Origin of the sequence: Guopingia tenuis (assembly GCF_014384805.1) — a bacterium.
Classification (GTDB): Bacteria; Bacillota; Clostridia; order Christensenellales; family Christensenellaceae; genus Guopingia; species Guopingia tenuis.
The window spans coordinates 647,789-662,987 of the sequence record NZ_JACRSS010000001.1 but is presented as its reverse complement, the minus strand read 5'-3'; the positions used below and the strand labels follow the sequence as shown (position 1 = coordinate 662,987).

General features: G+C 53.4%; 8 protein-coding genes. 5 read left to right on the top strand and 3 right to left on the bottom strand.

Translation table 11 applies throughout. From position 1 onward, the window contains the following. The 5 genes from H8693_RS03155 (at window position 1) to H8693_RS03135 (ending at window position 8,721) form a co-directional block, all read left to right on the top strand. Window positions 1-4,659, top strand: a complete 4,659-nt coding sequence (locus tag H8693_RS03155) for a Cna B-type domain-containing protein (protein WP_249279754.1) — start codon at window positions 1-3, stop codon at window positions 4,657-4,659. Window positions 4,660-4,707: 48 nt separating this feature from the next. Beyond that, window positions 4,708-6,249: an isopeptide-forming domain-containing fimbrial protein gene (locus H8693_RS03150; RefSeq protein ID WP_249279753.1), complete on the top strand. Its 1,542-nt coding sequence runs from the start codon at window positions 4,708-4,710 to the stop codon at window positions 6,247-6,249. A gap of 64 nt (window positions 6,250-6,313) precedes the next feature. After that, window positions 6,314-7,153: a class C sortase gene (locus tag H8693_RS03145; protein WP_249279752.1), complete on the top strand. Its 840-nt coding sequence runs from the start codon at window positions 6,314-6,316 to the stop codon at window positions 7,151-7,153. A gap of 22 nt (window positions 7,154-7,175) precedes the next feature. Then, window positions 7,176-8,108: a Cna B-type domain-containing protein gene (locus H8693_RS03140; protein WP_249279751.1), complete on the top strand. Its 933-nt coding sequence runs from the start codon at window positions 7,176-7,178 to the stop codon at window positions 8,106-8,108. A 25-nt stretch (window positions 8,109-8,133) separates the two neighbouring features. After that, a complete protein-coding gene (locus H8693_RS03135; protein ID WP_249279750.1) occupies window positions 8,134-8,721 on the top strand; it encodes a sortase in 588 nt (195 codons plus the stop codon). Between the two features lie 106 nt (window positions 8,722-8,827). Here the strand turns inward: H8693_RS03135 and H8693_RS03130 are convergent, their stop codons facing one another. From H8693_RS03130 to H8693_RS03120, 3 genes are all read right to left on the bottom strand, one after another. Continuing rightward, window positions 8,828-11,146 carry a pyruvate formate lyase family protein gene (locus H8693_RS03130; protein WP_249279749.1) on the bottom strand — a complete coding sequence of 773 codons (2,319 nt, stop codon included), beginning with the start codon at window positions 11,144-11,146 and terminating at the stop codon, window positions 8,828-8,830. Window positions 11,147-11,160: 14 nt separating this feature from the next. Then, complete coding sequence (locus H8693_RS03125; RefSeq protein WP_249279748.1) at window positions 11,161-12,033, bottom strand: glycyl-radical enzyme activating protein; 873 nt, start codon at window positions 12,031-12,033, stop codon at window positions 11,161-11,163. A gap of 316 nt (window positions 12,034-12,349) precedes the next feature. Next, window positions 12,350-15,028, bottom strand: a complete 2,679-nt coding sequence (locus H8693_RS03120; protein ID WP_249279747.1) for a calcium-translocating P-type ATPase, PMCA-type — start codon at window positions 15,026-15,028, stop codon at window positions 12,350-12,352. Window positions 15,029-15,199: the final 171 nt, after the last annotated feature.

Sequence of the window (15,199 nt, the reverse complement as noted above, 5' to 3'; positions counted from 1 at the left end):
ATGAGCTCAAAAAATGAGAAACCCCAGGGGTTAAAACATATACAGGAGCGTAAAATCCAGCGGCGGTGGCGGAAGCTGGCGCTCATACTGGGAGCGGCAGTGGCAGTGATTACAACCGCCCTGCTGGTTTTGCCTGCCTTGACTATGGAAAACGGGACGCCCATGCTGCAATGCCAATTAGAGCTCCATGAGCACACCGATGCCTGCTATGACAATCAAGGCAATATCATCTGCGGATATGCGGATTTTGTGGTGCATACACATGACGATTCCTGTTATAGCGAGGACGGCACTCTGATTTGTCCGTTGAAGGAAATCAAGACCCATTCTCATGACGCTTCCTGCTATCGCGAGATTCCGGTTCTTGTCTGCGGCCAGGAAGAGACCCAAGGGCATACGCATACAGATGCGTGTTATGAGCAGAAGAACAGCGGAAAGCTCATCTGTGGCCAGGAAGAAGCAGAGGGGCATAGCCATGGAGAAGCCTGTTACCGGGAGGTACCTACTTTGGCTTGCGGTCAGGAGGAAGCGGAGGACCATATACACACCGATGCCTGCTATAAAAACCAAAAGGAACTCATCTGCGGCCAGGAAGAACAGGAAGGACATACCCACGACGAATCATGTTATGAAAAGGAACCGGAGTTAACCTGCGGAAAGGAAGAGTCTCAAGGCCATGTGCATGGAGAGGCCTGTTATGAGCTTCGCAGGGAACTGGCCTGCGGGCAGGAGGAAATTCTTCTTCATACCCACGATTCCGGCTGTTTTGATGCTGACGGCAATATAATATGTGGAAAAACCGAGATCAGGGAACATGTGCATGACGATAGCTGTATTCCTCCCGAAAAGACGGAAGAGGAAGCATCCGGCGCATCAGCGCGGGAGGATGAGAGCTGGGCAACAGTCAGCAAACCCGGTTTTGTCATGCAAAAAGGGCGGTTTGCCGCTGCCCGGGCCAATGCAGGACGCAGCACGGATTTTGGCCAGTATATTACCCAAGTTTCCATAAAGAAAGAGGTTGACGGTTCCTGGGTAGAGGCCGGTCAGCTCACCAGCGGTGATTCCGTGCGGGTGACTATTTCCTATACGATTCCTGCGGGAATTGTAGGTGAGGATTCCCGGACAATACACTATCAGCTTCCCCAGGGGATTGGACTCCGTGAACGGGAAGAAGGGACTGTTATGAACGGATCGGACGCAGTCGGCACCTACAGTATTGATACAAATGGGATGATTACCATGACATTCGATCATGTTTTTGCCGATGACCAGCCGTTCACGGGAGATCTGACCTTCGGGGGGACGGTGACAGCCACTGGGGGAGAGGAGGATGATGAAATCATCTTTGGCGGCTCGGGCGGCAGTATCACTGTGACTCCAAAGGAGGAAGAAAGCGATATAAGCATTGCAAAGGCAGGATGGTATGAGGCGAGTGCTCAGGCGATTGGCTATACCATTAAAGTGTCTTCGGAAAAAGGGACGGACGGCCCGGTGAGCCTTACAGACGCCTTCCTGACAGGAAATATCTCCTATGACATGGACTTTTCCGGGTATTCTTTTAAAATTACCGGAGCAGACGGACAGGAGATCACCGGCTATCAGCTTTCTGTCAGCGATAGTTCGCCTGCATCTTTTACTCTTACGGGTCTGCCGGCACTGAAGGCGGGAGATTCCTATACGATTACTTATGCGGCTGTGCCGGATTTTGAGAGCATAGAGCCGGGCGACGGGTATTTGCAGTTTACGAACCGGGCCATGGCACGGGACAATAAAAACGAGGCCGAAGCGCAGATAAACACTGTGGTTTCCAAGGCAATGGCCTATAAAGAGGGAACTTATGACGCGGTGGCCCGAAAGGTAAGCTGGACGATTGCGCTGAATCAGAATATGCAGGATATCCGGGGGTATGTGCTGAAGGATACACTGGTTTGCCGGGATGCGTCAGGCAAGACCTATACTGTTGCATTGCCGGAGGAAGTGAGCATCACGCCTTATTTGGGCTCCAATCCCATTGGGGAAAGCTCTGTAATTCCTCTGCCCTATACTTTCCCGGAAAATCTTTCGGATGAATATGCCACATGCAGCTATCTTATCACCTATGAAACGGATCTTCCGGAGGGCGTGCCGGAAGGAACGGCGCTGACCTTTCAGAATAAAGTGATATTCGGACAGTATGAGGCGGAAGCGGAAGTGGCGGTTCCGATGCCCGGCGAACTGGAATACGACGTGCAGAAAGCATTCTGGGGAACGGCGGACAGCAGCAAAACGATGAATTGGGCTTCACTGATCACCTATCCGCAGGACAGTGCCGTAATTCCCGACAGCCTGACGTATGTGGACTGGATTCTGGACGTAATGAAGGAGGACGAAAGCTTTCTAAGCGGCACCCATTATACGACGGCAAATTTGCTGTCCGGCGCGTATCTTACGAGCGCAGATGAAAAAATATTGCTGACATACGGCGAGGATTATACTGTGCAGGTAGTCCCTCAGAGCGCCATGCCGGATGTGAGCGGGATAAAGGACGTCTATGCTTATCTGTACATGGACTATGCGGCCATCGACCGTATGGTTACCTGGTATGGGCTGGATGAAGTATATGCCTCGGGAAAACCGGATGAACCTTTGTCTATGCTGAAAATTACTTTTACCCGGGGCGCGCTGGAGAAATTGAACGGGCAGTCTATTTTAATCCACTATCAGACGACATTGGCAGAAGAAAAACTGCCGGAAGATATACAACTGACCGTGGGGAATTTGGCCAGAATTCCGGCTGACTTTTTCTATGCCTCTACATCCCATATGTTTCACGAGAGGCTAAACAAGCAGGTCAGCCCCACGGGAGTGGTGGAGGGAAGCACCGATACCGGCTCCTATACCGACAACCCGCTGACGCTGAATTCCGGGGATACTGGAGGGGTGCTTCATTATCGGATTTTGCTTTCGGGATATGACAACGGAAAGGAAATTGTCGTCAAAGATACCCTTCCCGCGGGGACAGAACTGGTGCAGGATTCCGTTGTGCTGCGCAATCATGCGGGCGGAGACGGCAGCTTTACGGACTCCACAAGCGATGCATGGTATCTTTCTGTTGAAACACAGAAAGAAGATGACGGGACGACAGAGGTAACATTTACCATCCGTCACCAGAGTGATTTTCAAAATGCTATGTTCGGCATCTATTATGACGTTTCCTTTGCGGATGACTCGGCATGGAAGAATGGAGAGGCTCGGATATATGAAAACAATGCGGTTTGGGATGGCGAAACGGACAGCACAACGACAACGGTCCGCAAAACCCTTCCGATATTGGAAAAAACCGGGGAACAAATATTTAACGAGAACGGAGAACCAACAGACGGAGTGCGCTACTATGTTGCGGTAAATCCGGATGGACGAGATCTGCATCCCGACAGCGCGGCCATTACTCTGACGGATCAGATGAAAGTCCCGGCGGGCAGCGCAGCCACACTGCGCCTGGAAACTGTAGCGGTCTACCGCTATGATCCCGATGCAGAGGAGGATCACTATTGCGGCAATCCCATAGACCCGGCGCAATACCGCGTCGAATTCGACAGCCAAAACGACAAAATCGTTTTTACTCTGCCAGACAGCACGCCCTGCATTGTGGTTTATGAATATACGATTGAGAGGGGCAGTGCGGCCGCCGTGGATATTGAGGTTTTCAATACGGCGACATTGAGCGGGCAGGCGGAAACGTCCTCCGGCTCCGGCATCATTATAGAGGAACAGACATCAGGAGCATCTGTCAATAAGGCCACACTGACGATTTATAAATATGATTCGGAAAACGCCGCTGACCTTTTGTCTGGCGCCCGCTTTAAACTGGAACGATATGAACATAAAGCGGATGGAAGCCATGACTGGGCTTTAACAGCCCTGACGGCGCAGGGCCCGGATGGAACCTTTGTTGTGAATGAGAATGGATATATCGTTTTGAGCTTTGTAGACTATGTAGAGGACGGCTCACTGTATAACACTCTTTACAGACTGACAGAGGTGGAAGCGCCGCCGGGCTATGAGACGGGCGGTGAGCCTTATTACTTTGTTTGGATGGAGAAAGGGGCGACACGAGAGGAGACGATTGCTCAGATGCAGGATACCTGGGCAGGGACCGGCATCCCCTCTGCTGGAGTCAAATTCATCGAGTATTCCACAAATGACAGCTTAAATATTCCAAATGACCCGGTTTCCCTTACTGTGGAAAAGGTATGGCAGGATGAAGACGGGGCTTTATTGGAAACGCCGGAGGTGGAAAAGGTCACCGCGACGCTCTATCAATGGAATGGTGAAGAGAAAAACAAATATGAAACGGTGGAACTGAACGGGGAGAACGGATGGTCGCACACATGGACAGAGCTTCCCAAAACCGCTGAAAACGGCGGCGAATACCGCTATACGGTGGAAGAAGAACATATCTCCGGTTATGAAACGACATATTCCCCCAATAATGCCGAGGGGGTTCAGACCGGGACGCTCACTATTATAAACAAAAAGGGAACAGAATATGTTCTTCCGGAAACCGGCGGATCCGGGCCGGCCCTTTACACGGCGGCAGGATTGATTCTGATCGGAGCATCATTTGCGGGCGGCCAATATCTGCGCCGCAAGCGCGGGAAAAAAGGAGAAACCTCCTGAAATAGAAAAAACAAAAGACACGGAGAAAGATGAGAGGAGAAATATTCGATGAAACGGACCCGAAAACCAGCTTTTATTCTTCTGGCGCTGTTGATGACCCTGCTGTTGGCAGTTCCCGTATTTGCGGCGGGAAATGAATATGCCATTGTCATTGACAACGGATCGGAAGGCCATATCTATGAGGCCTATCAAATCTTTGCCGGAGATCTTTCCGGCGAGGGCATTTTATCCAACGTCGTGTGGGGAGACAGTGTAAACGGCGGGGGTCTGCTGGCCGCGCTCCAGTCGGCAGACAACGAAAAATACGGCAGCTGCACAACCGCCGCTCAAGTGGCGGAAGCGCTGAGCGGCGGGGAGGGAATAGAAGCCACCGCTGCGGATGCCGAAGTCTTTGCCCAGGCGGCGGAGGGATTTCTCACATCCCCCAAGGGAAGCGCCGATGCACCATCCGGCGGGAAATATACGATTTCCGGACTGCCCGCGGGATATTATCTGGTGAAAGATAAGGACAGCAGCCTGGAAGGGAAACCGGAAACCTATACGAATTACATCATTAAGGTGATCAAAAATGTAGAAATGGCGCCGAAATCGGGCACAACTACATCGCAAAAAAAGGTAAAAGATATCAATGATTCCCAGAGCTCTGTCTATACGGATTGGCAGGATTCCGCAGATTATGATATCGGCGACCGCATTCCATTTCAGCTGAAGGCGACTCTGCCGGCGAATTATAATACCTATGGAGAATATGCACTGACGTTTCACGACACGGAAACCCGGGGGCTGTCTTTTCAGAGAGACTCTGTAAAAGCCTATATCGACGGCAAGCTGGTCGATGCGGGAGATTACAGCGTCGTCACCGAAGGACTGAGCGATGGATATACGTTTGAAGTCCGCTTTGATAATCTAAAGGGGATTACGGCTGCTGAAGGCGTGCAGGCTGGAAATAACAGCACCATAACTGTTGAATATGAGTCGGTGCTCAATGAAAACGCAGTCATTGGCGCAGCAGGAAATCCTAACACGATGCATATTACCTTTTCCAATAACCCCAACGGAGAGGGAAAGGGAAAAACTCCGGATGATACGGTAATTGTTTTCACATATAAAGTCATTGTCGATAAGGTAAATAACCGGCAGGAAGCCCTGCCCGGCGCGGAATTTACGCTGGAGAAGAAAATTAAAGGGGAACCGGAGGATACATGGCAGACAGTTGCAGTATTGGGAACCGGCGGGGATCTCACGACTTTTGCATTTGCCGGCCTGGATGACGGGGATTACCGGCTGACGGAATCCAAGACACCGCAGGGATACAACACCATTGCGCCTATAGAATTTACTGTGACAGCGGAACACGATGCAGCCCTTACGTCTCTGTCCGGCAATGTAGCGACGGGAGAGCTTACCTTTACAGCGCAACCTGCCGGGGGTTCGCTGGAAACAGTGGTGGTTAACAACCAGGGCGTGGAGCTGCCGGAAACCGGCGGCATTGGAACCACGATCTTCTATGCGCTGGGCGGAGTCATGGTGACGGGCGCAGGAATTTTGCTGGTTGTAAAAAGACGAATGAAATCCGGACATAAGGAATAAACAGGGTTTATATGCCGCTGAATAAATCCGGGGCTCTTCTTCCCCGCGATACGGAGAGCACCGCATGAAGAAGGAGAGCGCCAAGAAGAGCAGAAAAACAACCATATTCCTGGCAGCTATATTTCTCCTCGGAGTTTCTCTGCTGCTGTATCCGATTCTCAGCGAGTATTGGAATTCCCTTCATCAATCGCAGGCGATTGCTGCATATATGGATGCGGTGGAGGAAATGGATAGCAGTTCTTATGAGGCGATGCGCAATGCGGCGAAGGCATATAATGCCGCATTGCCCGAGGATGAGGCGCGGTTTCATCCCGGAAAGGATGGGGAAAAGGAATATGAGGACCTGCTTGATATAACGGGAACGGGAATAATGGGCTATGTGGAAATCCCCGGCATCAGCGTTTCCCTGCCCATCTATCACGGGACCGACGACGATATCCTGCAGATCGCTATTGGGCATATCGAGGGTTCCTCCCTCCCCGTGGGCGGGCCGGGCACCCACTGTGTTATTTCAGGGCACCGGGGCCTTCCCTCATCAAAGCTGTTTACAGATTTGGACCAGATGACAGAGGGAGATATATTTATGCTCCGGGTGTTGGACGAAACGCTCACCTATGAGGTGGATCAGATCCGCATTGTCGAGCCGGATGATCTCTCCTTGCTGGCCCTGGAAGAGGGGAAAGATTACTGTACCCTTGTTACCTGCACTCCCTATGGCGTCAATTCCCACCGCCTTTTGGTGCGGGGACACCGCATCGAGAACCAGACGGATGGTTCCCTTGCCCGGATTACGGCGGATGCGGTTCAAATGGATCCCAGACTGGTGGCGATGGCTTTGGCGGTGCCGATTCTGCTGCTCCTTCTGCTGGGATCGGCATTTCATTCATCCGGCAAAGGAAAATAGAGCGACGAAGAGGTGATGAATCATGAGAGCAAAAAAAAGCTGGCGTAGCATAACAGCGATTCTGTTTTTTCTGCTGGCATGCGTATCCTGCCTGACGGCTGCTTTTGCCTATGAAAATATCGATCCTGAAAAAAACGCATCCCTGCGCATCTATTTTGGAAAAGAGGGAAAGGGCTATGAAAATTCTATGTTTTGCATATACCGCGTTGCCGATGTGACGGAAACAGGCGGCTATCGTCTGACCGGGGATTTTAAAGAGTATCCTGTGGTCTTGGAAGGGCTGACCAGCTCGGAATGGCGGGCGCTGGCCCAGACACTGGATTCCTATGCCGCACGGGACGGTCTGACGCCTCTGCAAAACGTGAAAACCGACGAGGAAGGCTGGACGGAATTTTCCGGACTTATCCCCGGGTTATATCTGGTAAAAGGCGAACCACATGAGGAGGGAGGATATATCCATACGCCGGAACCGCTGCTCGCATGCCTTCCCGGCCTGACAGAAGATGCATGGGATTATGATGTGGAAGTTTCCTGTAAATTTGACAGCATCTCTCCGGGAACTGTCTCACGCCGTGTGCTGAAAATATGGAAAGACGACGGAAACGAGGCAAAGCGCCCGGAGGAAATCTCCGTGCAGCTTTTGGAGAACGGCAAGGTTGTGGATACCGTGGTCCTAAATAAGGAGAATCATTGGGAGCATACCTGGGAAAATCTGGACGGCAGCTCCCAATGGCAGGTTGCGGAATATAAAACGCCGGAGGGATATACCGTTTCCGTGGCCCGGGAGGGAACCACTTTTCTGATGACCAATACCTATCCGCCGGATACGCCGCCCAAAATTCCGCAGACGGGAATGCTGTGGTGGCCAGTGCCGCTGCTGGTCTGCGGCGGGTTATTGTTTGTGGTGCTGGGCTGCCGGATGCGGCGCAGAAACAGGGAAGAGAATGACAAATAGAAGAAAAAAAGGCGGGGCTTTTTTTATGGCAGGAGGGTTGCTGCTGCTCGCAGCGGCCCTCGTTTTGACCGGCATGAATCTTTTGGAGGATCAGCAGGCAGGCGCAAAGTCGGAGCGTGTTCGGAAGGAACTGGAGCGGCAGGTGCCCGAAACTCTGCTGCAAACTGCCGGGCCGGAAGTCCCCGACTATATGCTGTATCCGGAGCAGGAGATGCCCGTTTCTGAAATCGGGGGCCAGGATTATATCGGCATTTTGGAGATACCGTCCCTGCAAATCTCTCTGCCGGTCATGAGCCAATGGAGCTATAAAAATCTGAAAACTGCCCCTTGCCGTTATTATGGTTCGGCCTATAAGGAAAATATGGTGATTGCGGGGCACAATTACCGCGCCCATTTCGGAGGGCTGCGCAGTTTATCCCCGGGTGCACAGGTAAAATTTACGAATATGGAGGGGAATGGATTTGTTTATGAGGTGGCGGGAATAGAGATTCTTGAGCCAGTCGCCGTGGAGGCGCTGGTGGATGAGGCGTGGGACTTGACGCTTTTTACCTGCACTTATGGAGGGGAGAACCGCGTGGCAGTGCGATGCGTTGCGGCAGGCGAAGGGAAATAAACCAAGCGGTTTATCGTTTAAAAAGACCGGCACAAGTCATACTGTGCCGGTCTTTTTAAAAGGTCTTTCTTTTGGCGCGGTTCAGATGAAAAGCACGGGTTCCGCACTAAAAGGCGCCGTGTTCGGTGCGGCGGATCATCTCATCCTGCGCCTCCCTGCCCATATGGGTGAAATAGGCGTTATAGCCCGTGACGCGTACTGTGAGATTCTTGTATTTCTCGGGCTCGCGCTGCGCCTGGCGAAGGGTTTCGGAATCCACAACGGAAATTTGCAGCTGCATGCCACCATTTTCAAAATATGTACGAAACAGGGCCGAAAGCTTTTGAATCCCATCCGGGCCGTTGATGACGCTGGGATGGATACGCAGATTCAGCGGGCCGCCGGTGATATGATAGAAGGGGATAGAGGAAACCGAATTCAGCATGGCTGTAAGGCCCTCCATATCTGCGCCGGTGCAGGGAGATTGATTCTCGCTCAGAGGCTCCCCTGCTTTGCGCCCATTGGGTGTGGCACCCACATACCAGCCCTCGGTGGAAAAATCCCGCAGGGTGGAAATCTCGCCCATCAGGGTATAGAGATATTCCGGCCGGTTCTGCTCCTGGATTGCCTGGGTGAACAGATCCACGACAACTTTGGCATAGCGGTCGACCTCCGGGATATCGTTGCCGAATTTATTCATCTTATTTTGCAGGCGCCGCAGCAGCAGCTCCTGCCCGGAAAAGTCATTGCGCAGAATTTCTGCCAGCTGGGGGAGGGTCAGCTGCTTCTGAACAAAAACCAGCTGCTCGATGGCATAGAGAGAGTCCACCACCGTGGCCAGGCCGCCGCCGTTGACCATGAATTGGTGATATTTGGTGCCGCCGGTGACCCAATCGCAGGCATTTTCCACGGTTCCCTCCAGGAAGCAGTCCTCAATGCGCATGCGGCCCCGGTTGGCTTCGCGCTCAACAGCGCCGTCGGCCTGGAGCCCCTGCCGCAGCTGCGCCAAGAGGTAACGCAGCTGGGCGCTATAGGCCGCGAGGAAATCCTCCATGGAGCGCATATCCTCCAGGGCTCCGGTATCCACACCATAATAACCGCTCTCCATCATACCCATGAGCCGGTCGCCCAGGGCAAATTCACATGTCTTTTCCGGCCGCGGTTTCCCGGTTTCGGCAAAGGGAACGCCCCGGTTCAGGGCCAGTTCCAGCGGGATGGCAAGGTTGAACCAGATCTGCCGCAGAGAACCCATTTTTGTGGGAATGGTCGGGTTGTTGCAGGAAAACATGCAGTATTGCTCTGCGTCCTCGGGCGCGATGCCATAATAGATGAAGGCGGGAATCTGCGTCTCGTCGTTATAGACATAGAGGGAGGCGTTATCCGCCATGGCCTTGCAGACCTTTTGGAAAAAATCCTCCTCAATGCCGTTGAAAGTGCGGACGATAATAACCGGGGCCTTCAGCATATGAAGCTCGTCGATGGCCTCCACAAACAGATGGGACAGGGGATTGACGCAGGAAACGCCGTCCAGCGTGCGCCCGCCCACGATGAAATACGGAACATCCTCGCCGGAGACGTCCAGCCGAACCTCGGTTTCCAGGGAATCCGGAGACATATGGTCATAGAGAGCGGCGCCTTCCATATCCTTAAACAGAAATTCTTCAATCATGGAGAGGGCCTGCTCCCGGGTCAGGCGGCCGGCGGCGATATCCCGCTCATAGAAAGGGAGAAGGTATTGGTCGATGCGGCCCATGCAGGGAGCGTCATAGCTGATGGTGCGCTTGATGGAGAGCATGACCAGGAGGATGAGCTGGAGAGCCTCAAAGAGGGTTTCCGGGGGCTGGCAGGAAAGGCGCTGCAAAAGCTCCTGCCGGGCCGGATCGCCGTGTTCGCCGGCCACCTGGGCATAGCGCAGGATATAATTTTGTATCGCCTGTATGGAGAGGCAGATGCCTTCCAAATATTGCCGGGCCTCCGGGTCGTTTTCCCGGGCAAGGCGATCCTGCGCCCGTTTTTCAAAATAGGAGAGTCCGTTTTCCGCCAGCTCCTTCCATTGGAAGGAGAGGTGCCCCTGGGTGATGAGCCAGGGCGGGCGGGAGGCCAGCCATTCCCGGGAATTCTTTTTGAAGGAATAGCAGAAATATGCTGTCTTTTGGAATTCTTCCAGCGGCATATCCCACCAGCGGCTGTAAAGCGCGGAAGCAGCGCGGCGTTCCTCGTCTGTTGGGATAATTTGTTTGACCTTGCCCACAAACATTCCCTGGGTTTCATATTCTACTGTAATGTTTTCCAGAAGATAGGCAAAGGTTTTTGCATAGGCCAGGGCCGGGGGCAGATGGCGGAACATGGCCTCGGCCTCCCGGCAGAGGGTGATCCGCTCATAAAAGACGAGACGATAATCCTGATCCAGCCAGGCGTCGATCCGCTGTTTTAAACTGTTTTCCATAGGATACCTCCATTCTATATTTCCACGGGACATGCGAACAGCTTTGCAAGCTCCTGCAAATGCTCTTTTTCCGGGGTCTGGAATTTTCTTGTGTTGTTTTGCCCGACGATGAGATGTTTTTCCAATCCCAGCGTGTGATAGGGGAGCAGTTTCACTTTTTTCGGGGCATTGCCGAGCAATACCGCCGTTTTTTTCATATCCTCCGGGCTGTCGTTCACCCCGGCGAGAACCGGGATCCGGATTTCCACCGCCGCCCCCCGATCCAACAGCTGTTTCAAATTCTGCTGAATGCGCGCATTGCCGACTCCCGTATATTCCCGATGTTTTGCATCGTCATATATTTTCATATCGAAGAGAAACAGATCCGTGAGGGGAAGAAGGGCTTCATAGTGGGCGAATGGGACGTTTCCCGCCGTGTCCAGGGCGGTGGAGATGCCGTTCTGCCGGCAGGCCGCAAATAATTCCCGGATAAATTCCCATTGCAGCATAGGCTCGCCGCCCGAGGCCGTCACGCCGCCCCCGGAATTGTCAAAATACCGGCGGTCCCGCAAAAGGAGGGCCATCAGCTCGCCGACCGTCTTTTTTTCTCCAAAAAGCGAAAGGGCGTTTTCCGGGCAGGTTTGAACGCATATCCCGCAGCAGCGGCATTTCTCCGGCGAGAAAGACTGACGGTGGGGGCCGATGGCATTTTCCGGGCAAGCCTGGGAACAGAGGCCACAGCCCACACAGCGGTCTGGAAAAAAGCCCAAAGAGGGCTTGGGATCAATGGTTTCGGGATTATGGCACCAGGCGCAGCGCAGGTTGCAGCCTTTAAAGAAGATTGTGGTTCGGATGCCCGGCCCATCCTGGGTGCTGAATCGCTGGATTTGCACGATGTTGCCTGTCATGGCGTTCTCCTTATGGAATCTGTTTTTTTATATGTCACAAAGAAGCATTGAAGATAGCAGTATTTAGATTTTTGTCAGCGCAGTGCGGCTATTTTTAAATAGGATTAACGTTAATCCTATTATAAGAGAGGCAAGAGAATCTGTCAATATTTTTTAAAAATATTTTTGCGTTCATGGTGTTTCAAAAGGGAGAATGTACGAATAAAAGCGATATGAACTCCATAATTCCGGCGCATACCGCCGCGCCCGGCAATCCGGAAAACAGGCAAAACCCGGCTTCCTAAAAGGAGCCGGGTATGCGTGCGTTGAATTGCTTTCAGAAGCTGCGGGGCAGGTTGCGGGATTTCAGATAGGATTTCCGCAGAAAATCGACGGGGATTACGCTGAAGGCCAGCGCAAGAACCAGCAGCAGTTCCCGAAAAGGCAGGCCCGCCGTGCGGAACAGGCTGCCGCCAAAATAGACGATGCCCAGCTGCACGGTTGTGACCATGAGCATGATCCCGATAAAGGAGGGGTTTCCCCGCAGATGGGAAAACAGGTTCAGCCGGTTGGTGCGGGTGGAGAAGCTGTTGAAGATTCCGCAGAAGATGAACAGGGCGAAAAAGGCCGTGAGGAAGTAGATGGGATCGGCGGCAAAGCCGAACAGGTTCCGCGTCCAATCCAGCTTGAGGAACAGGGTACACAGCACGACGGTATAGGTTCCCATGACGGCCACCTGATTGATCATATAGCGGTTTAAGATGGGTTCATCCCGGCGCTTGGGCGGTTCGTTCATATATTCGGCAAGCGGCGCTTCGCCCGCAAAGGCCAGGCCGGCAAAGGTATCCATAATCATATTGAGCCAGAGCATCTGAATGACGGTGACGGGCGTATCGATGCCGATAAAGGGACCGATGATGGAAACGCCCACGGCGCAGAGGTTCATGGTCAGCTGATAGACGATGAATTTGCGGATGCTTTTGAAGATGGTTCGCCCATAGAGGATCGCCTTGCCGATGGAAGAGATGTTGTTGTTTAAAATGACGATGTCTCCGGCCTCTTTGGCAACCTCTGTGCCTGTGCCCATGGCAAAGCCCACATCCGCCTTTTTGAGGGCGGGAGCGTCGTTGATGCCGTCCCCCGTCATGCCCACCACAAGACCGGCATCCTGGGCGACACGGACCAGCCGGCTTTTATCCGAAGGCAGCGCCCGGGCCACCACATGGATGCCCGGCAGCTTTTCCCGAAGGGTCATATCCGTCATTTTTGCCATTTCCTGGCTGGTGATGACGCCTAGGGAATCTCCCTCCCGCAGCAGCCCGACTCTCCGGGCAATGGCGGCGGCGGTTTCCTTGTTGTCGCCCGTAACCATTACCACATGGACACCGGCCTGCCGGATCTGCCGGATGGCGTCCCGGGCATCCGGGCGGATCTCATCGCGGATACACACTAGCCCCACCAGACAGAGCGAGGGGAAGGGGCCGTCCTTGGAAATGGGCGAGGAGGCGGTAGCCAGGGCGATGACGCGCTCGGTATTCTGCGTCCGCTCCTTCCATAGCTCCTCCAGACGGCCGTGGCTGGCAAAGGACTGAACTTTTCCCTTCTCGTCATAATACGAGCGGCAATGGGGGAGGATGCGCTCGGGAGCGCCTTTCAGCAGGAAGATATCCGTTTCCCCGGCGATATGGCTGGCGGAGAACTTCCGGGAGCTGTCAAAGGGGATGGTTTCCCTTTTCTGATAGTTTCCCGGAAGCGAACCCGAAAGGGGAAGGATAAAATTCAAAAGCGCCCGGTCGGTAGCGTTGCCGCCGATGGCATGGCCGCCGGAGATGTTGCTGGCGCAGTTATAATAGCAGGATAGCTCCACCAGACGGTAAAGCCCGGGGAAATTGCTGATATTTTCGCCGGACAATGTGTTTCCGCCGCCGGTAATAAAATGGCTGACCTGGAGCTTCCCCTTGGTGAGGGTGCCGGTTTTGTCGGTAAAAAGGACGTTGATATTTCCGGAGGTTTCGATGCCCACCAGCTTGCGCACCAGGACATGGTCCTTGAGCATCCGCCGCATGTTGGAGGAAAGGACGACGGTAATCATCATGGGAAGCCCCTCCGGAACCGCCATGACGACGACGGTAATTCCCAGGGTGAGGGCATGGATCAGGTGCCCGAACAGTACGGGAAAATTGCTGACCATGGCCTGAATGGCGGGGAGCTGGAAGCCGTTGCTGATGACGATGGAGTTGAACAGATCGGCAACGATGACCAGCACCGCCGCGAAATATCCCAGACGGCTGATGGTGCGGGCCAGCCCCGCCAGCCGGAGCTTCAGGGGGCTTTCGCGGGTTTCCTCCTGCATCTGACGGGCCATATCGCCATAGAGCGTGGCGTCGCCCACGTTTACCACCCGCATGATCCCATCACCGGAGGCTACGGTGCAGCCATGAAACAGCTGGTTTTGGTGGGACAGATCCCATGTGGAGGGAGGATTAGCGGCAGGGTTTTTTGCGGCCTCCTTGCTTTCGCCGTTGAGGGGAGACTGGTCTACGCTCAGCTTGCCGGAGATGAGGATGCCGTCGGCCGGGATGCGCTCGCCAGCCTGCAAAAGCACCAGATCGCCCCGGACAAGCTCTCCCACGGGCAATTCAAAAATTCCTTTGGAACGTTTGACCCGGCAGAGAATGCTCTCCGCATCTTCCTGCAGCTTGAGAAAAGCGGATTCGCTCCCATATTCCGAGAGGGTTGAAATAAAGGTGGCCAGAAAGACGGCCATGGCGATGCCGGCCGTTTCAAACCAGTTAAAATTCCGGAACATGAAAACAATGTTGATGGCCAGCACGATGAGCAGGATCTTTATGACGGGATCGCCGAAGCTGGCGGCAAACTGGCGGAGAAACCCCTTGCGTTTCTGGCGGGTGATGCGGTTTTCTCCATATTCCTTGCGGGAACGGGCAACCTCATCCGGCGTAAGCCCCCGGGCTGTCATATCGATTTTGGGAATCGTTGGCGTTTGCATATCCATGGTAGGCTCCTTTGCAGAAGATTTCTGATACTATACTATGATATCCACATGCCCCGCATGCCGCTTTTTGGGAAAGCATATACTGGAACGAGTTATATGGAATCCAACAGGAATTTTTTAGGAGGCGGCCGTGTATCTTTTGACGATTTATGGTATACTATCCCTATATTA